Annotated in this window: 20 protein-coding genes; 11 read left to right on the top strand and 9 right to left on the bottom strand. The window is 71.9% G+C overall.

Annotated features, from left to right (window positions below):
• Nucleotides 1–87: 87 nt before the first annotated feature.
• A complete protein-coding gene (locus tag BBK82_RS36670; protein WP_065919049.1) occupies nucleotides 88–873 on the bottom strand; it encodes a pentapeptide repeat-containing protein in 786 nt (261 codons plus the stop codon).
• A 110-nt stretch (nucleotides 874–983) separates the two neighbouring features.
• Here BBK82_RS36670 and BBK82_RS36665 point away from each other — a divergent pair, with 110 nt between their 5' ends.
• The 3 genes from BBK82_RS36665 to BBK82_RS36655 all read left to right on the top strand — a co-directional run bounded on the left by BBK82_RS36665 (nucleotide 984) and on the right by BBK82_RS36655 (nucleotide 3,076).
• Nucleotides 984–2,252: a tetratricopeptide repeat protein gene (locus BBK82_RS36665; RefSeq protein WP_065919048.1), complete on the top strand. Its 1,269-nt coding sequence runs from the start codon at nucleotides 984–986 to the stop codon at nucleotides 2,250–2,252.
• Nucleotides 2,253–2,510, top strand: a complete 258-nt coding sequence (locus tag BBK82_RS36660; protein WP_065919047.1) for a hypothetical protein — start codon at nucleotides 2,253–2,255, stop codon at nucleotides 2,508–2,510.
• A gap of 113 nt (nucleotides 2,511–2,623) precedes the next feature.
• Nucleotides 2,624–3,076: a hypothetical protein gene (locus tag BBK82_RS36655; RefSeq protein ID WP_065919046.1), complete on the top strand. Its 453-nt coding sequence runs from the start codon at nucleotides 2,624–2,626 to the stop codon at nucleotides 3,074–3,076.
• Nucleotides 3,077–3,083: 7 nt separating this feature from the next.
• On the opposite strand, the gene BBK82_RS50990 is transcribed toward BBK82_RS36655, so the two are convergent.
• A complete protein-coding gene (locus tag BBK82_RS50990; protein ID WP_154697719.1) occupies nucleotides 3,084–3,263 on the bottom strand; it encodes a hypothetical protein in 180 nt (59 codons plus the stop codon).
• The gene (locus tag BBK82_RS36650) at nucleotides 3,260–4,324 is read right to left on the bottom strand and encodes a hypothetical protein (RefSeq protein WP_154697718.1); all 1,065 of its coding nucleotides are present in this window, start codon (nucleotides 4,322–4,324) and stop codon (nucleotides 3,260–3,262) included. The genes BBK82_RS50990 and BBK82_RS36650 overlap by 4 nt, the downstream gene beginning before the upstream one ends.
• Nucleotides 4,325–4,616: 292 nt before the next feature.
• On the opposite strand from BBK82_RS36650, the gene BBK82_RS36645 reads away from it, so the two are divergent.
• Complete coding sequence (locus BBK82_RS36645; protein WP_065919044.1) at nucleotides 4,617–6,059, top strand: FAD-dependent monooxygenase; 1,443 nt, start codon at nucleotides 4,617–4,619, stop codon at nucleotides 6,057–6,059.
• Here the strand turns inward: BBK82_RS36645 and BBK82_RS55005 are convergent.
• The 4 genes from BBK82_RS55005 to BBK82_RS36630 all read right to left on the bottom strand — a co-directional run bounded on the left by BBK82_RS55005 (nucleotide 6,041) and on the right by BBK82_RS36630 (nucleotide 10,391).
• The gene (locus BBK82_RS55005; RefSeq protein WP_237047762.1) at nucleotides 6,041–8,959 is read right to left on the bottom strand and encodes an epoxide hydrolase; all 2,919 of its coding nucleotides are present in this window, start codon (nucleotides 8,957–8,959) and stop codon (nucleotides 6,041–6,043) included. The two genes, BBK82_RS36645 and BBK82_RS55005, sit on opposite strands and share 19 nt — an antisense overlap.
• Before the next feature lie 95 nt (nucleotides 8,960–9,054).
• Complete coding sequence (locus BBK82_RS55655; protein ID WP_250637374.1) at nucleotides 9,055–9,267, bottom strand: M15 family metallopeptidase; 213 nt, start codon at nucleotides 9,265–9,267, stop codon at nucleotides 9,055–9,057.
• Nucleotides 9,210–9,800: a M15 family metallopeptidase gene (locus BBK82_RS36635; RefSeq protein WP_250637373.1), complete on the bottom strand. Its 591-nt coding sequence runs from the start codon at nucleotides 9,798–9,800 to the stop codon at nucleotides 9,210–9,212. The genes BBK82_RS55655 and BBK82_RS36635 overlap by 58 nt, the downstream gene beginning before the upstream one ends.
• Nucleotides 9,801–9,824: 24 nt before the next feature.
• Nucleotides 9,825–10,391 (bottom strand): TetR/AcrR family transcriptional regulator, encoded by a 567-nt coding sequence (locus BBK82_RS36630; protein WP_065919043.1) that lies wholly within the window; start codon nucleotides 10,389–10,391, stop codon nucleotides 9,825–9,827.
• A gap of 66 nt (nucleotides 10,392–10,457) precedes the next feature.
• Here BBK82_RS36630 and BBK82_RS36625 point away from each other — a divergent pair, with 66 nt between their 5' ends.
• The 3 genes from BBK82_RS36625 to BBK82_RS53175 all read left to right on the top strand — a co-directional run bounded on the left by BBK82_RS36625 (nucleotide 10,458) and on the right by BBK82_RS53175 (nucleotide 12,380).
• Nucleotides 10,458–10,949 (top strand): FBP domain-containing protein, encoded by a 492-nt coding sequence (locus BBK82_RS36625; protein WP_065919042.1) that lies wholly within the window; start codon nucleotides 10,458–10,460, stop codon nucleotides 10,947–10,949.
• A 289-nt stretch (nucleotides 10,950–11,238) separates the two neighbouring features.
• Entirely contained in the window at nucleotides 11,239–11,709 is a 471-nt protein-coding gene (locus BBK82_RS53180) for a helix-turn-helix domain-containing protein (RefSeq protein WP_218920457.1), read from the top strand.
• Nucleotides 11,598–12,380, top strand: a complete 783-nt coding sequence (locus tag BBK82_RS53175) for an IS630 family transposase (RefSeq protein WP_237048466.1) — start codon at nucleotides 11,598–11,600, stop codon at nucleotides 12,378–12,380. Before BBK82_RS53180 ends, BBK82_RS53175 begins: the two co-directional genes overlap by 112 nt.
• Before the next feature lie 21 nt (nucleotides 12,381–12,401).
• Here BBK82_RS53175 and BBK82_RS36610 read toward each other — a convergent pair whose 3' ends face one another.
• Complete coding sequence (locus BBK82_RS36610; RefSeq protein WP_154697717.1) at nucleotides 12,402–12,578, bottom strand: hypothetical protein; 177 nt, start codon at nucleotides 12,576–12,578, stop codon at nucleotides 12,402–12,404.
• A gap of 404 nt (nucleotides 12,579–12,982) precedes the next feature.
• Between BBK82_RS36610 and BBK82_RS36605 the strand changes: the two genes are divergently transcribed.
• Together BBK82_RS36605 and BBK82_RS36600 are read left to right on the top strand one after the other, a co-directional pair.
• Nucleotides 12,983–13,534 (top strand): RNA polymerase sigma factor, encoded by a 552-nt coding sequence (locus BBK82_RS36605; RefSeq protein WP_065921641.1) that lies wholly within the window; start codon nucleotides 12,983–12,985, stop codon nucleotides 13,532–13,534.
• Nucleotides 13,531–13,947: a hypothetical protein gene (locus BBK82_RS36600; protein ID WP_065919039.1), complete on the top strand. Its 417-nt coding sequence runs from the start codon at nucleotides 13,531–13,533 to the stop codon at nucleotides 13,945–13,947. The genes BBK82_RS36605 and BBK82_RS36600 overlap by 4 nt, the downstream gene beginning before the upstream one ends.
• A gap of 10 nt (nucleotides 13,948–13,957) precedes the next feature.
• On the opposite strand, the gene BBK82_RS36595 is transcribed toward BBK82_RS36600, so the two are convergent.
• A complete protein-coding gene (locus BBK82_RS36595) occupies nucleotides 13,958–14,785 on the bottom strand; it encodes a S8 family peptidase (RefSeq protein ID WP_065919038.1) in 828 nt (275 codons plus the stop codon).
• Between the two features lie 79 nt (nucleotides 14,786–14,864).
• Here BBK82_RS36595 and BBK82_RS55000 point away from each other — a divergent pair, with 79 nt between their 5' ends.
• Both BBK82_RS55000 and BBK82_RS36585 read left to right on the top strand, forming a co-directional pair.
• Nucleotides 14,865–16,028, top strand: coding sequence for a hypothetical protein (locus tag BBK82_RS55000; protein ID WP_065919037.1), 1,164 nt, complete (start codon nucleotides 14,865–14,867; stop codon nucleotides 16,026–16,028).
• A 446-nt stretch (nucleotides 16,029–16,474) separates the two neighbouring features.
• On the top strand, nucleotides 16,475–17,641 hold the full coding sequence (locus tag BBK82_RS36585; RefSeq protein WP_237047761.1) for a CHAT domain-containing protein: 1,167 nt from the start codon (nucleotides 16,475–16,477) through the stop codon (nucleotides 17,639–17,641).
• The last annotated feature ends 16 nt before the right edge of the window (nucleotides 17,642–17,657 follow it).

The raw sequence follows: 17,657 nt of genomic DNA, 5'->3' as shown, positions 1-17,657 counted from the left end.
CGCGCCCGTTCCCACACTGATCGACCGCTGTGCCACCGCTCGCTCAGCCCCTCCACCAACGCGGTCAGCCGCTCGTCGGCGGAGCTTTCAGCGGCGCTTGGCGGGCTGGGACCAGTGCGCGGGCCGGGTGAGCGCCGCCGGCAGCTTCGTCCTCGCGTTCCCCCGCGCCGAGTTGATCTGCGGCTGCGTCAGGAACAGGCACGTGCTCAGGTCCGCGCCCGACACGTCGGCACCCCGCAGGTCGGCCCCGATCACGTCGGCGCCGCTCAGATCGGCACCCGTGAGGTCCGCCCCGATGAGGTACGCGCCCCGCAGGTCCGCGTCGACCAGCTTCTTGTTGCGCAGCCGGGCACCGATCAGGTCGGCGCCCCGGTAGGACTTCGCGCTTGACCGCAGCCGCTCACTCGTGCGCGCCAGCAGCACGTTCACCTTCGCGCGGATCTCCGCCACGTCCAGCGCGAGAATGGTGTCCGGATCGGCCGACGCGAGCCGGTCGACCTCGTCGTAGGAGGCCTGCAGGTCGTCGTGCGGGTCGAGCCGCTGGGCTTCGGCGAGGTAGAAGAGCAGTTCGTGCAGCTGTCGCACGACGGGGAAGACGTCGAACATCTTCTGCCGTTGCGCCACCCGCCAGTCGGTGCCGCCGAACACCGTCTGCGACACCCGCTGACCCGCGCCGAAGCAGTCGTAGACGGTGCAGCCGGAGTAGCCGGACTGGCGCAGCTTCGAGTGGATCCCGCAGCGGTGGTCAGCCAGCAGGTTCCGGCACGGCGTGCCCGCGTCCTTGGTCGCCGCGAAGTCCGCGGACCTGGCGAACGGCAACGCCACGCAGCACAACCCGAAACAGTTGGCGCAGTCCCCCTTGAGCTCGTCCATCGCGATCAGGATACGGGCCAAATCAATGCCATTCCTCGCGTGGTCACCGTGCGCGCAGAACAATGTGACGTGGCGAACGGGGGAACGTGGAAACCGAAGCGGAATGCCGTGTGGCCGCGGAAGCCGGTGATCCGGCCGGGATGTTCTGGCTCAGCGGCCACCTGCAGCAGCGCGGTGAGCTCGCCGAGGCCGAGCACTGGTACCGGTCCGCCGCGGAGGCCGGCCACGTGCCCGCCTGGGGTGGCGTGGGAGCGGTGCTCGAGGAACGCGGCGACCTGCCCGGTGCCTACGAGTGCTACGAGCACGGCGCCGCTCTCGGCGACTCGTTCAGCGTGCTCCGCCTTGGCGCGTTGATCGAGGGCCAGGGCGACCTGGAGGGTGCCCGAGCCTGGTACGGCGGTGCCGCCGACGCGGCCGTGACCGCGTTGTCGCAGGCCAGCGCCATGAACGAGCTCGCCCGCATCGCCCAGCAGCAGGGCGACCCGGCCGAGGCCGAGCACTGGCTGCGCGAGGCGGCGCTGGTCATCTCCGGTGCCGGGTCCGACCCGGACCTGCCGCCGCTGCTGTCGACTGTGCTCGTCCGGCTGGGCATGGTGCTGCACGACCGGGGTGAGCACGCCGAGAGCGAGCACTGGTACCAGGTGGCCGCCGAGGCCACCGGCTACCCGGCACCCGCCTACCACCTCGCCGCCGCGTTGCACGCCCGCGGCGAGCTCGCCCTGGCCCAGCACTGGTACCGCGTCGCCGCTGAGAGCGGCCACCCCCAGGCGACCCTGCTGCTGGGCACCCTGCTGCTCGAAGCAGGCGACGACCATGCCGCCGAACTGTGGTTCCGCCAGGTGCCCGACGCCCCGTACGCGATGGAGCTCCTGGGGCGGTTGCTGGAGGAACGCGGTGATGTCGAGGAAGCCGAGCAGTGGTACCACGGCGCGGCCGAGGCCGGTGTGTCCGGTGCGATGACCCGCATCGCCCACCTCCTGGAGGCGCGGGGTGCCCAGGAGGAAGCCAACCGGTGGTACCAGCAGGCCGCGGAGGCCGGCGACGTGCTCGCCATGGTCAAGGTCGGGATGCAGTGGTGGCAGTGCGGTGCCCACCAGGAGGCCGAGCGGTGGCTGGTGACGGCCGCCGAGGCCGGGGACGTGCACGGCATGTTCATGGCCGGGAAGCTGGCCGACGACCGGGGCGACACGCAGCAGGCGTTGTGGTGGTGGCAGCAGGGCGCGCAGGCGGGCAACGGCCCGTCCATGGAGATGCTCGGCCTCACGCTGGCGATGAACGGCGACGTCGACACCGGCGAGCTGTGGTGCCGGCGCGCCGTCGACGCCGGGGTTCCGCTGGCGCTGGAGCATCTGTGGGCGGTCCTGGACGTGGAGAACTGAGTGCGGCTCCCCGACCCGGGCCGGTCCCGCGCCGTGTTGCTGGGCACGAGCAAGTACCGCGATCCGGAGCTACTGGACCTCGCCGCTGTCCGCCACAACGTCGACGACCTGGCCACCGCGCTGCGCACGCCGGCGATCACCGGGCTGAGGTCGGTGCTGAGCCTCGTGGACCGGGAGAGCACCGCGGAGATCGGCCCCGAGCTGGTGCGTGCCGCCGCCGAAACGGGGTCCTCGACGGTGACGCGCAGCTGCACCTGACCCTGCCCGGCACCAGCAACGACCGGGACCTCGTCGCCTGGAACAGCATCCCGTTCGCCAGCCTGCTGCACCGCGGCACCGCCACCGGCGAGGAGTTCCTCACCCTGCAAGCCGTGCACGAGCACCTCGTCACCGCGCTGCGCAGCCGGGGCCTGCCGCTGCCCGAGCAGCGCAACACCCGCACGATCAGCAAGCTCGCGCTGGCCCGCAACGCCGGACGCGTCGACCCGGTCGGCACCGCGCTGCTCACCGAAGCCAGGCGGCTGCGCCGAGCCGGCGAAACCGACGCGGCACTGACCAAGTACCGCGCGGCGGCCGAAGCGGGAAACCCGGTCGCGGCACCGGAGTGGGAACAGCTGCTGTCGGCGACCGGTCAACGCAGCCTCGCCGCCCTCATGTCGCGCAAGCACGCCGAGGACGGCGACGTCGCGGCGATGACCAGGCTCGTCTGGCCCTGTGGCGGTCCGGTGACCTCGACAAGGCCGAACGCAGGCCGCGGAGGCGGGTTCGGACGAAGCCCGCAAGAACCTGATCACGCTGCAGGCCCAGCGCCGCGACCAGCCTGAGTGAGCGCTACCTGGCCGCGCGCAGCGACCGCAGCTCCGCCGCCACCTCGTCCAGCTGACGCTCGGCGCGTTCGGCACGGGCCAGCGTCTGCGCACGGGCGTCCTCCACCGCCGCCAGCGCCTGCCGCACGCCGCGACCTGCTCGGCCCTTCCGCCCGGACCTGCGCGAGCCGTTCACCGAACTCATCCCGCGTCCGTTCCAGCTCCGCGCGCGTCGGCGGCCGCCTGCTCGGCGCGTTCGGCCCGCACCACGGCCTGGTCACGGGCCATCGCGGCCCGGCTGACGGTGTCCGCGGCGGCCTGCCTGGCCTGCTCCACCTGGGCCGTGGCATCGGAACATGCCTGGTCAGCGGCCTCAACCGCAGCTGAGGAAGCGGCCTGGGCGTCCTCGACGGCAGCCTGCGCCTCCGCCTGGACCTGGTCCACCCGCGCCTGGGCCTCCCCGCGGGCGGCCTCGACCGCCGCCCGTGCCCCGGCCTGCGCCTGGTCCACCTGCGCCTGGGCTTCGGCACGGACCTGCTCGATCTCCTTGGCCGCCTGTCGCCGGGCCTGCTCGGCGTGCTTCACCGCGTCCGCCCGCGCCTGCTCCGCGGCCTCGACCGCCTGGCGCACCTTCTCGTCGGCCTCGGCCCTGATCTCCTCGACCACGGCCGCCGCCTGCACCCTGACCTCGACGATCTCCGCCTCGGCCCGGTCCTTCGCCGCCTGCGCGTCCGAGCGTGCCTCGTCCCGTTCGGTGAACGCCCGGTCCGCGGCCTCGTCGGCTTCCTCCGCCGCCCGCACGGCCTGCTCGGTCGTCTCCTCGGCAGCCTTGCGGGCCTGCTCCGCCTCGTGCCGGCGGCGCTCGGCGGCCGCGAGGTCGGCCTGGGCCTCGGCGACACGACGGGCGGCTTCGGCTTCGGCGGCCTGGATCTGGTTCTCGGCGACGCTCGGGTCGGCCATCGCGTTGAGCTCACCGACCGCCCGGCCGAGCGTCTGGGTCATCTGTTCGGAGAGCACCCGGAAGCGGTCGAGGAGCTCTTCGGCCCTGATCTTGGCGGTACCGGAGACCCTCGGCAGATTCGTCACGGTGACGACCCCCAGGTTCTGCTCGGCCCCCTGCTCGGCTGCCTCCTGGAGACGTTGCCGTTCCCGCCAGGCCCGCCAGCGCGTGTGCTCGGGCAGGTCGCAGTACTCCGAGGGCCTGCCGGGCCCGCCGCCTCGGAAAACAGGGCGCTCGCAGCCCGGGAAGTTACAGCTCGTCTCCACGGACGATATCGTAGCAGAATTACGTGTGAAGTTACGTTATTAAACGCAACGCTACTCAATTGGGCGCGAAGATCCTGGCCGCCGATAAGTGAACATTATCGGCGGCCAGGATAACGGTTGGACGCCGCGAAGATCGAACTTGTACGGTGCACCGGTCCGTGACGCCGCCCGAGGAGGTGAGAACCCATGACTGCGAAAAAGTGGGTGCTCCCCCGAACGGTCACGGCCGGCGACTGACCCCAGGTGTCGCCGGGAGCGCCTCGAAACCAGGCACTCCCCCGAAGGACACCTCATGAACCAGTTCACCGCCGATGTGGTCATCGCCGGATGCGGCCCCACCGGCGCGATGCTCGCCGCCGAACTACGCCTGCACGACGTGCGCGTCCTCGTGCTGGAGCAGGACACCGAACCCGCCTCGTTCGTCCGAATCGTCGGACTGCACGTCCGCAGCGTCGAGTTGATGGCCATGCGCGGTCTGCTCGACCGCGTCCTCGCGCACGGCAGGCAACGCCCGGCCGCCGGGTTCTTCGCGGCGATCGACAAACCCGTCCCGCGGGGCCTCGACACCGCCCACCCGTACATCGTCGGAATCCCGCAGCCCGTCATCGTCGACCTGCTCGAACACCACGCGACCAGCCTCGGCGCCCAGATTCGGCGCGGCTGCACAGTGGTCGGTGTCGACCAGGACGACGAAGGCGTCACCGTCGAGCTCGCGAGCGGTGAACGGATCCGCTCGCGCTACCTCGTCGGCTGCGACGGCGCGCGCAGCACCGTGCGCAAACAGCTCGGCATCGGGTTCCCGGGCGAGCCCGCGCGGACCGAGACGCTCATGGGCGAGATGGCGGCGAGCGCGCCCGCGGAGGAGATCGCCGCCAAGGTCTCCGACGTGCACCGCACCGGCAACCCGGTCAGCCTCCGGCCGTTCGGCCAGGGGATCTACCAGGTAGTCGTCCGTGCCGCCGGTGTCAGCGACCGCGCCGCGCCGCCCACCCTCGACGACTTCAAGCAGCAGCTGCGGGCCTTCACCGGGACCGACTTCGGCGTGCACTCACCGCGGTGGATGTCCCGCTTCGGTGACGCGACCCGGCTCGCCGAGCGCTACCGGGCCAGCCGGGTGCTGCTGGCCGGCGACGCCGCGCACATCCACCCGCCCATCGGCGGGCAGGGCCTCAACCTGGGTGTGCAGGACGCGGTCAACCTCGGCTGGAAGCTCGCCGCGCAGGTCAGCGGCTGGGCGCCGGAGAACCTGCTGGACACCTACCACTCCGAACGCCACCCAGCCGCCGCCGACGTGCTCGACAACACCCGTGCTCAGACCGAGCTGCTGTCCGGCACACCGGGCGCGCGGGCCGTGCGCAGGCTGCTCACCGAGCTGATGGACATCAACGAGGTGAACCGCCACCTGATCGAGAAGATCACCGGGACCGCCGTCCGCTACGACCTCGGCGAGGGCCACGACCTGCTCGGCCGCCGCCTGCCCGACCTCGACGTCGAGCAGGGTCGTCTCTACGACCGGCTGCACCGCGGCCGTGGCCTGCTGCTCGACCGCACCGGACGCCTGACCACGGGCGGCTGGTCGGACCGGGTCGACCACCTCGCGGACCCGGCCGCCGTGCTGGACGTGCCGGGCGTGCTGCTGCGCCCCGACGGTCACGTCGCCTGGGCCGGTGACGACCAGCGGGACCTGGAGGTCCACCTCGCCCGCTGGTTCGGGGCTCAGGGCCGGCGGCCGTGAAAGGTGCGGCGCAGGTCGTCCACCCAGGCCTGCGGGTTCTCCCAGGGGATGAAGTGCCCGCCGCGGTCGTGGGCGGTGACGTTGACGTGGTTGAAGTACCCGGCCAGCGGCCCGTTCTCGAACGCCCGGACCCGGTCTTCGGCGGTGTGGACGCCGGGCGGGTTCTCGTAGGTGACGAACGTGAGGCCCACCGGCGCCTCCACGACCGGGGTGCGGTCGTGTGAGGGCGTCCACGGGTAGCGGTTGGCGTTGGCGTAGTAGCGCATCGACGTGGCGATCGAGTTGGTGACCCAGTAGATCGTCGCGTGCGTGAGCAGGTCGTCCCTGCTGAACACGGACTCGACGGCGCCACCGTTGTCGCTCCACGAGCGCCAGCGCTGCAGCAGCCAGGCGAGCAGCCCGGCCGGTGAGTCGCTCAGGCCGTGGGAGAGGGTGGCGCCGTCGAGCATGTGCACGGTCAAGTGCACCGCCCACCGGTGGTCGAGCTCGATCATGCGGGCGCGGACGTCGGTGGGCAGGTCGTCGGTCAGTGGCCGGTTGCGGGCGAAGTCCCACGCGCGCGGGCCGGTGAAGAAGTCCAGCGGCAGCCCGGAGCCGATGTGGATGCCGTAGAGCGAGTCGGCGTACTTGTGGCCGAGCTGGCTGGACACGATCCCGCCGATGTCGCACCCGCCGGCCGCGTACCTCGGATAGCCGAGGACCTCGGTCATCAGCGTGTGCCAGAGGTCGGCGACCTTCCAGAAGTTCACGTCCGGGAACCCGGTGAGCGGTCCGGGGAAGCCGAAGCCCGGCAGCGACGGCACGATCACGTCGAACGCGTCGGCGGGGTCACCGCCGAACGCCGCCGGGTCGGCGAGCGGGTCGATCACCTTCGACCAGTGCCAGAACGTCCACGGCCAGCCGTGGGTGAGGATCAGCGGGATCGGCCGCGGCCCGCGGCCGGGTTTGCGCAGGAAGTGCACCGGGACCCCGGCGACGTCGACCCGGTGGTGCTCGTAGGCGTTGATCGCGGCTTCGGCCCTGCGCCAGTCGAAGCCGTCGCGCCAGTACGCGACGAGCTCACCCAGGTAGCCGGCCGGGACGCCGTAGGACCAGTCGTCGTTGCCCTCGTCCAGCGGCGCCCGCGTCAGGGCGAGGCGGGCGCGCAGGTCGTCGAGGACCTCGTCGGGCACGTGGATCGAGAAGGTGGTCACTGCTACCGCCAGCGGGTCGGGGGACGGGGGACGAGACCGAGCTGCTCCGCGCCGTTCGCGGTGCCGCCGATCAGGTCGGCGTGCGCCTTCGGGTCGGTGTGGCGCAGCTGGTCCAGGAACTCGGCCACCACCGCGGCCGGGTCCCGCTCCCCCATGTCGAGCACCAGCCCGAACTGCACCCACGGATCGCCGGCCGGACGGGTGGAAGAACGTCACGCGCACGGTGTCGAACTCCGCGAGCCAGGCCGCGCACCCGTCGGGCCGGCAGTCCCAGCGCAGCCACAGGTCGGGATCGGCCTCGAACTCGCTGGTCAGCAGCCTCGACGCGGTTCTGGCCGGCCATTCCCAGTCGCGCCGGCTCATGGCCCGCTCGATCTCGCGGTCGTACTCGCCCGCGTCGAACCGGAACTCCTCCGGCGGCTCGTCCGGCGTGCGCCAGTCCCGCCACACCACCTCGTCACCCTCGCGCACGATCGTGACGTGCAGGGCGCCACAGCACCCCTCGGTGCAGTCCGCCTCGGCGAGCCGCACCTCGTGCGGTTCCTCCGTGGCGCGCAACAGGCCGTTGTCGAGGAGCCTCGCGGGATCGTCCGGTGGTCCTGACGCGAACGCGGCCGGGACGACCGGGCGGCCGTCGACCACGATCCGGGTCTGGACCCGCGGAAATCCGATCGGGTTCGGGTCGGGCACGACGACGCGCACGGCGAACCGGCTCTGCGGCACGTCGAGCTGCTGCTTGGCGACCCACTCGGCCCGGCGGGTCTCGACCGGTCCGGCGGGCGTGAGCTCCCACGAGCCGAGCACGTCTCGGATCCTCGCCAGGAACACCTCGCGCGACGCACCGACGACGAGAGCAGCCGGGCCGGTGGCCAGGTCGTGGGCGGTGGACGCGAGGAGCGCGGCGCGGTCGACGGACGGTTCCTGCCGGTCCGCCAGGGCGGTCCAGCGGTCGTAGACGGCGAGCGCGTCGGGATAGGCGGTGATCTCGTAGCGGTCGTTGCCCGGCTTGGTCATCGCGAGCAGCAGGTTCGCGACCTGCTCCCACGCCAGGGCGTCCGGCTTCGTCAACAGGTCGAGCAAGCGGTGCTCCTCGGCGATCTCACGGGCGTGGTCAGCGGCCAGGACGGTGTGCGGGCGCGAGCGCACCCACCACCGCACGGCCGGGTCGGGATGGGTGGTCAGTGCGCGCGCGGCGGTGACCGCCACTTGGCGGTGAGTGCGCTCGGCGAGCCAGATGAGGTCGTGAGCCGCTTCCAGGAGGCCCGCGAGGACCTCGGCGGCGAGCCCGTCGAACGGCCGCAGCAGGCCGACGACCTTGAGCACCGGCACGTCGGCCGGGACCGCGTGGCCCTTGAGCACCGCCAGGCGGACCAGGACCGCGCGGCGGTCGGTGCCGTGTTCGACCAGCCAGCGGGCCGCGGTCAGCAGCCGTGACGTCCGCTCCACCGCGAGTCTGCGCAGGTACCAGGGTCTGACCGGCAGGCGGGCGCACGCGTCGTGCAGGTCCTGGGCGGTGCGGAAGTCGCGCAGTGCGGCCAGGAGAGCTGCTTCGAGCTCGTGCCGCGGGAGGTCCGGGACGTCGGCGTCGGCGGGGAGCGGGATGCCGTTCCCGGGCAGCGGGTCGTCCGGGTGCTGCCGGTACCAGCGCAGCGCGTGCTCGAACAACGGCACCGGGGTCAGCCCACCGGGCTGATCGGTCGCGCTCACCGGGCGGAAGGGGTCTCGATTCGCTTGGTCATGATCGGGACGGTACTCGACCGGCGCTGGTGGGGGCAGCGGTTTTCCGGGCCGAGCGGGCCCGCTCAGACCGACCGGCGCGACACCGGGAAGTCGAAGTAGGTGTCCGGGTACGGCTCGTCGTTCAGCGTGAAGTGCCACCACTCCTCGGGCAGGTTGCGGAACCCGTCGCGCGCCATCGCGTTCTTCAGCAGCTGCCGGTGCTCCCGGGCCGCTCCGGTCACGCGCGGGTCGTCGGTGTGCGAGAGGGTGTCGAAGCAGTCGTAGCCGGTGGCCATGTCGACGGTGTGTCGGGGAACTGGCCGGGCGCGAAGCAGTTCACCAGCGGCTCACCGGGCACGAACGGGCGTTGCGGCTCAGGTGGGAGCCGCACGATGGTGACGTCGAGGGTGGAGCCGCGGCTGTGGCCGGACTTCTCGGCGATGTAGCCGTCCTCGAACAGCCGGGTCTTGTCGACGCGCGGGTAGAACTCGATCTTCATCCGCTCATCGGCGAGGTCTTTGGCCCAGCGCACGAAGTGGTCGACGGCGCGTTGCGGGCGGTAGCAGTCGTAGACCTTGAGCGTGTAGCCGCGCCTGAGCACCTCCCGCTGGACCCTGCGCAGCGCCTTGGCGGCGGGCTTGGTGAGCAGGCACAGGGGCTCGCGGTAGCCGTCGACCGGCTCGCCGACGAAGTTGTGGGCGCTGAAGTAGCGGATGTCGTGGCGGATCGTCGGGTCGACGTCCCTGAGGTTCACGAACCCGGTGGAGGAGGCCTGGGCGGGTGCGGTGATCGACAGGGTCAGCAGCACGGAGAGCAACAAGGCGCGCACGCAGCTCATCCAAGCAGCCGGGGGTCAGGCCGGCCAGGCGCGCAGCACCGAGTCCAGAGCGTCGACCGCGCGGGTCCAGGAGGCCTCGACGCCGCGCGGGTGGCTGTGGAACGCCCCGGCCTGCTCCAGCGACACGTACCCGTGCAGGGTGCTGTGCAGCAGCCGCACGGCGTCGGTCTGGTCGGGTTCCCACAGGTCGTAGCCGCGCAGCACCGCTCGCGTGAGCTCGGCGTGCCGCCCGGCCGCGCTGGTCGCCGCCGTGTCCGGGTCCAGTGCCATCTGGGTGGCCGTGTACCGGCCGGGGTGCTGTTTCGCATAGCCGCGGTAGGCGTCGGCGAACGCCCGCAGCGCGTCCTTGCCGGCCCGGCCGGCGATGGCGCCGGCAACGTGGTCGGCCAGCTCGGCGAGGGTCAGCACGGCGACGCGGGTGCGCAGGTCGTGGGCGTTGCGGATGTGCGAGTAGAGCGAGGCGTCCTTCACGCCGAAGTGGCGGGCGAGCGCGGAGACCGTCACATTGTCGAAGCCGACCTCGTCCGCCAGCTCCGCGGCCGCCTGCGTGAGGCGGCCAGCGGTGATCCCCGCACGTGCCATGGAACACCCTTCCTAGGACCCTTAAACATTTGCCTAGGACCTCTAGGCAAGCCTACCGTCGAGGTCGTGAAGCCGCTGACCGAACACGACATCCGCGCGTCCTTCGTCAATTCCACCAAGGGCGAGGCGAAGCGCATGCACGTGCCCCGCGATCTCGCCGACCGCCCGTGGGAGGACCTGGACTTCCTCGGCTGGCGCGACCCGGCCGCACCCGACCGCTCCTACGTCGTCGCCGTGCTCGACGACCAGGTCACGGGCGTGGCGCTGCGCCGGGCCACCCAGTCGGGCCTGCCGCGCAAGTCGATGTGCTCGTGGTGCCTGACCACGCACTCCGGCGACGGCGTGTCGCTGATGACCGCGCGCAAGGCGGGCAAGGCCGGGCAGCTGGGCAACTCGGTCGGGGTGTACCTGTGCGCGGACCTGGAGTGCTCGCTGTACCTGCGGGGACGCAAGGACGCCGGGTTCGGCGGGCGGATGCACGAGACGCTGTCGCTGGAGGAGAAGGTGGAGCGGGTCCTGGGCAACATGGCGGCGTTCTTCGCGCGCGTCAGCTCGTAGGCCGCGGGCGGTGAACGGCGTGCGGGAGTGACAGCAGGCGCATCACCGTGCTGGCCGCGACCGACGTCGAACTAGTGGCGCGACTCGTAACGTCGGCGGGTAATTCACGCTCAGCAGGCCACCTCGCGGCACCGCCCCCGCGCCCCCATACGGTCCAGTATGAGGGCGCGGGGGCGGCACCACGATGCGGCCGTCTGACCGCGAATTACCACGGCAACGTTCCGAGCCGCGCCACTAGTAGCGTGTCGCTGCTTAGTTTTGATGTATGTGACTGGGAGGCTGTTGGGTCATGGCCTCCCAGTTGAAACGGCCGGTCACGTTGTCGGCGAGGGATCGTGAAGAGCTGATCCGGTGGACCACGACAGGTGTGCATCCGGCGTCGTCGATCATGCGGGCGCGGGTGCTGCTCGCGCTGGACACCTCAGTGGGCGAGGTGGACCCGAAAGAGGTGATCGCGGCCCGGCTCGGGGTGTCGGGCGAGACGCTGCGGCTGGTCGCCAGGCGGTTCGCCGAGACCGGCGATGATGTGCTGGCCACGATCTCGCGCAAGAAGCGTGCTCTTCCGCCGGTGCCGTCGTCGGTGACCGGGGAGGTCGAGGCCCGGCTGATCGCGCTGGCGTGCTCGGCACCGCCGGCGGGGCATGCGCGGTGGTCGTTGCGGCTGCTGGAAAAGCATGTCGAGCTCACCGAGGACATCCCGAACCTGGACCACTCGACCATCGGCCGGGTGTTGAAAAAACGGAACTGCGTCCTCATCTGAGGAAGTGCTGGACCATCCCGCCGCGGGCGAACGCGGAGTTCGCCGCCCGCATGGAAGACGTCCTCGCCGTCTACGCCCGCCCGTACGATCCCGCCCGCCCGGTCGTGTGCATGGACGAGAAACCCTTCCAGCTCCTCGGCGAGGTCCGCGACCCGCTGCCCGCCCGGCCGGGCCGCGATGCCCGCCAGGACAGTGAATACATCCGGTGCGGCACCTGCTCGATCTTCGTGTTCACCGACCCCCTGCGCGGCTGGCGGCGTGTCCACGCCCTGGCCCAGCGGACCAAACTCGACTGGGCCGGGCAGGTCAAACAACTCCTGACGGTGGACTATCCCGACGCCGAGACCGTGGTGCTGGTCATGGACAACCTCAATACCCACACCATCGCCTCCCTCTACGAGGCCTTCGACCCCGGCGAGGCCTTCGCCCTGGCCCAGCGCCTGGAGATCCACCACACCCCCAAACACGGGTCCTGGCTCAACATCGCCGAGATCGAACTGTCCGCACTCAGCCGCCAGTGCCTCGACCGCCGCATCAGCGACCTCGACACCCTCAACACCGAACTCGCCGCCTGGCAACACGCCACCAACGCCAACCAGCGCGGCGTCGACTGGCAGTTCACCACCGACAACGCACGCACCCGACTCCGCCACCTCTACCCCAAGAGTTAGAAGCGACGGTCTACTAGCGGGTCACAGCTCCAGCACGAGCTCGGCGGCGCACGCACGCGCACACGGCCACGGGTCGCCGCACTCGGTGCAGCCGGTGCTCGCCGGCAGGTGCGCCTCGAGCACGCTGACCGCCCGGTTGCGGTAGCGCTCCAGGTCCGTCTCCCAGTTGTGGCGGGGCGACGCGGTCGCACTGGTCATCGTCATCAGTCCTCAAAGTTGTGCTGTAGGACACAGGATGCACCCGCGAGCGCCGTTTTGGGCGGGCATTGGGTGAATGGGTCCCGTTACCGCAGGACAGCACCCGAGAACCGCCGGAAGTCGTGCGGCGTGTCCCGAACCGGACAAACCCGATCGGGCGGGACGTGACCCCCAGACACGCCCCGCCCGCCCCAGCCCGTACCCCCAGCACCTCGGCCCGAGGAGGACCGGCGCCCCCGACCACGCCGGCACCCACCGTTCTATAACGCGCCGAATCTTCACGCTCGGGCGTTCGCGGCTAATCAACGGCAAATGCTCCACCAACCGGGGGACGTGCGGCGTTCACGGGGCGAACAGGCCCCATGAACACGAATCTGGACAGGCCCGCGCGGCATCATGTGCACATGGACATACCGGCGTCGCTGGCCGCGGCCGCGCGTGGTGACCAGGCCGCGTGGGACGCACTGGTCAGGCAGTTCAGCGGGCTGCTGTGGTCGATCGCCCGCGCCTACCGGCTGAGCGACGCCGACGCCGCGGACGCCGTGCAGTGCACGTGGATCAAGCTGGTCGAGCACCTCGACCGGATCACCGAGCCCGAACGGCTGGCGGGCTGGCTCGCCACCACCGCACGCCACGAGTGCCTGCAGCTCATCCGCAGGTCGGGGCGGTTGCCGGAGCCCGCCGAGATCGAGGACTCCGCCGATCCCGCGCCACCGGTGGACCACGCGTTGCTCGTCGGCGAACGGGACGCGGCGCTGTGGCGGGTGTTCGAGGAGCTGCCGGACCGCTGCCGGCGCCTGCTGCGGGTGCTCATGGCGTCGCCGCCACCCGCGTACACCGAGGTCGCAGCCGCGTTGGACATGCCGGTGGGCAGCATCGGGCCGATCAGGCAGCGGTGCCTGAACCGGCTCAGGGCGCTCGTCCGCGGCGAGCAGGTGCTGGAGGAACGCTCATGAGCGAGGACGACGACTTCCTGGCCGAGCTGCGCGCGGCGGCGAACCGGTACGACCCGGTGCCGGCGGGGGTGCTGCGCGACGCGAGCGCGGCACTGGCGTTGCGGGCGCTGGACGCGGAGCTCGCCGAACTGGTGGAGGGCGAAGCGGCCCTGGTGCGCGGGGACGACGGGCCGTTGCTGCTGGCGTTCGAGTCCGAGCGGGTGACGCTCAACCTGGAGATCAGCGGCGACACCGTGCGCGGGCTCGTCACCGGGGCGGTGGGCGAGGTGGTGGTGGAGACACCGCGGTCGCGTCGTTCCGCGCCGGTCACCGACGGCTGGTTCACGGTCACGGAGGTGCCGTCCGGGCTGGTCAGGGTGCAGGTGACCGCCGCGGACGGCACTGTCGTCGTGACGCAGTGGGCACGGTTCTAGAGCAGCGGTTCTAGAGCAGGACGTCGACCTCACGGCTGCCGTTGACGCCCCACACGGTCTTCTTCACGCACGTCGTGAGGAGTCGCTCGCGGGCGTTCGTCGCCGAGAGGCCGTCGTCGCCCATCAGCCGGGCGATCCGGCCGGTGACCGCGGCCGCGGCGAACGACGCGCCCGACCACGTGACGAACTCGTCGCGGTACGGGCCGAGGACGTCCTGGCCCACCGCGTACAGGCTGATCCAGCTGCCGTGGGCGCTGAACTCGGCGATCTCGCCCTCAGCGTCGGTGGCGCCGACCGACAGCACACCGGCGCGGGCGGCCGGGTAGGTGTGCAGCGGTGAGGCGTTGTTGGCGGCGGCGGCGACCAGGACCACGTCGTCGTCGGGCTCGTCGAGCGCGGCCGCGATCAGCGGTGGCGTGCGGTGTTCGAAGAGGCTGCCGCCGAACGACAGGTTGATCAGCTTGACCCCGGCCCACCGCAACGAGCGGATCGCCGCGACCACCTGACCGTCGTCCTCCGGACCCTCGACGATCGCCTTGCGCATCATCACGGTGGCCTCGGGGGCGTGCCGCAGGACCACTCCGGCCACGAACGACCCGTGCCCGACGGCCGGGTTGTTGTCGTCGTCGGTCTCGACGTCCTCCTCGAGGTAGCTGACGTGCCCGCTCAGCCACGGGTGCGGCCGGCCGGCACGGTTGTGGTGGACGCCCGTGTCGATCACCCCCACCCGCAGACCCGGATCAGCCGCCGGGAGCTGCGGCAGCCGCAGTGCGCTCTCCTCGTTCGGTTCGGTGGCGGGTCTGGGCCAGCCGTAGGCGTGCGGATCTCTGGCACCCATCACGTTCTCCCCTCCTGCGTGTGGATGAGCATCGCCGAACCCTGATGCCGCGGCAACGGAATGCTGATACACACCGCCTATGACGCTCGCCCGTGCGGAGCAGGCGAAGGACCTCGCCTACACCGCACCGGCGCGTGCCCGCAGGCTGGCCGAAGCTGCTCGGGCCGGTGGTGACGCCGAGACGCAGTCGGTGGCCCTGCACGCCCTGGGCATGGCGTCGTTGGCGGTCGGGCGGCTCGGCGAGGCCGAGCAGCACCTGCGGTCGGCGATCTCGGTGGCGTCCTCGGCCGGTCTCGTGGTGCGGGCCGCGCAGGCACGCGGCTCGTACGGCTACGTGCTGACGCTGACCGGGAGGACGGCGGAGGCGTTGCAGGCGCTGCAGGACGTGCCGGCGCAGGTCGACGGGGTGACGGCGGCCCGGTTGCGGATGCAGCGAGCCCTCGTGCTGGCCGAGATCGGGCGGTTCGCGGAGGCCGCCGACGGGTTCGCCGACGCGTTGGCGCTCAACCCGGGCGACCCGCTGCTGGAGGCGACGATCCGCAACAACCGCGGTGCGCTGCGGGTGCGGCGACGGGACTGGCGGGGAGCGGCGGAGGACCTGGACCTGGCCGAGTCGTTGTACGTCGCCGCGGGTCACGCCGGCCGGAAGGTGATGGTGGTCCACAACCGCGGCGTGGCGTTCGAGGCGCGAGGTGACATTCCGGCGGCGCTGGCGGCGTTCGACGAGGCGGCCGTCCTGTACGCGGAGACGGGCCGGGATCCGGGGCTGCTGCCGATCGAGCGGGCCGAGGCGTTGCTGTCGGTCCGGCTGGTCGCGGAGGCCCGGGAGGCTGCCGCGGCGGCGGTGGAGGCGTTCGCCCGGCAGCGCAACCACGTCGACCTGGTGCAGGCGCGGTTGCTGCTGGCACGGGTGTCGCTGGTGGCGGGGATCCGGCGGCCGCGCTGGCCTCGGCGGTGTCGGCCGGTCGGTCGGCGCGGCGGCAGGGGCGGCCGGGTGGGCGGCATTTGCCGGGTACCTGGCGTTGCGGGCGCGGTGGGAGCTGGGGGTGGCTGGACAGGTCTCATCGGGTGGGCGAGTTTCTTCGGCTGGGCAGGCCTCATTGGTTGGGCAGGCCTCATCGGTCGGGCGAATTTCGTCGGCTGGGCAGGCCTCGTCGGCTGGCCGAGCAGCGCCGGTCGGGCATGCGGCGCAGGCGGCGGTATTGCGGTCCGCGCGCCGGGTCGTCGAGGCGCTGGCGGGTGAGGGCTGGGTGGTGGCGGCGCTCGACGCGCGGCTGATCGTGGCCCGGCTGGCGCTGGACCTCGCGGGCCACGGCGCGCTGACGCAGGGGTACCCCCGAGCTGGGAACCCCTGCGTTTCAACGTACTCGGCACCACCGACAAGATCGGCTCGCGCGCGGATGCTCGCACTGGCCAGGGAGGAGCTGACCGTCGTCGCAGCAGCCGCCCGCACCGGTCCGGCGGAGCTGCGGGCGCGGGCCTGGCACGCGACTGCTCTACTCAGGCTCGCCGACGGTGACACCAAGGGCGCGGAGGCGGCGCTGCGGTCCGGGGTGGACGTGCTGGCGGCGTTCCGCAACGGCCTGGGCGCGACGGAGCTCCGCGCGCACGCCTCCGGCCTGGCGGGTGAACTGGTCGCCACCGGGATGCGGCTGGCGCTCGACGGCGACGACCCGCGGCCGTGTTCGGGTGGGCCGAGCGGTGGCGGGCGGGAGCGTTGCGCGTGCGGCCGGTGCGGCCGCCGACGACGACCGGCTGGCCGACGACCTGGCCGAGCTGCGCCAGGTCATGGCCGCGGGCGACCTGCGCAGGCAGGCGGAGCTGGAGCAGGCGATCAGGACGCGGGCCCGGCACGCGACCGGGATCAGGGCCGCCGAACCGGTGCCGGCGACCCGGCAGCTCGCCACCGCGCTGGGGGACCAGACGCTGGTCGAGTACGTCGAGTCGGACGGCTTGCTGCACGCGGTCGTGTTCGAACGCGGCAGGACTCGGCTGCACGACATCGGTCCTGCCGCGGACGTCGCCCGCGAGGTCGAGGCACTGCGGTTCGGCATCAACCACCTCGCTCACCGCATCGGCTCCGACCGCACCCGCAAGGCCATCGAGGAACGCCTGGGCCAGGCCGCCGAACGACTCGACCGGCTGGTGCCCACCGGCCCCGCACCGCTGGTGGTCGTCCCGACCGGCGCACTGCACGCACTCCCCTGGCCCGCCCTCCCGAGCTGCCGCAACCGGGCGGTGACCGTCGCACCGTCCGCCGCGCTGTGGCTGCGAGCAGCCGGTACTCCCCACACCGCCGGCCGCACCGTGCTCGCCGCCGGTCCCAGCCTCGACCACGCGGTCGCCGAGGTGGAAGCGTTGAAACGCCGCTACCCGCACGCCGACCGGTTCACCGGCCGCCGGGCCACCACGGCGAACCTGCTGCACGCCCTGGACGGCGCCGGACTCGCGCACATCGCGGCACACGGCAGGTTCCGCGCCGACAACCCGCTGTTCTCCACCCTCACACTGGCCGACGGGCCGCTCACCGTCTACGACCTCGAAGGCTTCGACCAGCCACCCCAGCAGGTCGTCCTCTCGGCCTGCGAGGCGGGCAGCTCCGGCATCCGGCCCGGCGACGAGCTGCTCGGCCTGGCCGCCGCCCTGCTCGCACTCGGCACCAGAACCCTCATCGCATCGGCCGTGTCGGTGCCCGACGACACCAGCAAGGCGTTGATGCTGCGCTACCACCGCGAGCTCGCCACCGGCCGCGCACCGGCCGAAGCGCTCGCCAGGGCTCAGCGCACGTGGACCGAAGCGGTGTTCCAGTGCTACGGGGCGTCCTCTCCTTCCACACGGGCGAAGGGGGAACCGTGATCCTGCCCAGCCACCT

Origin of the sequence: Lentzea guizhouensis, from assembly GCF_001701025.1 — a bacterium.
Taxonomy (GTDB): domain Bacteria; phylum Actinomycetota; class Actinomycetes; order Mycobacteriales; family Pseudonocardiaceae; genus Lentzea; species Lentzea guizhouensis.
Note: the sequence above shows the minus strand (reverse complement) of the source record. Positions and strands in the feature narration are given on the sequence as shown.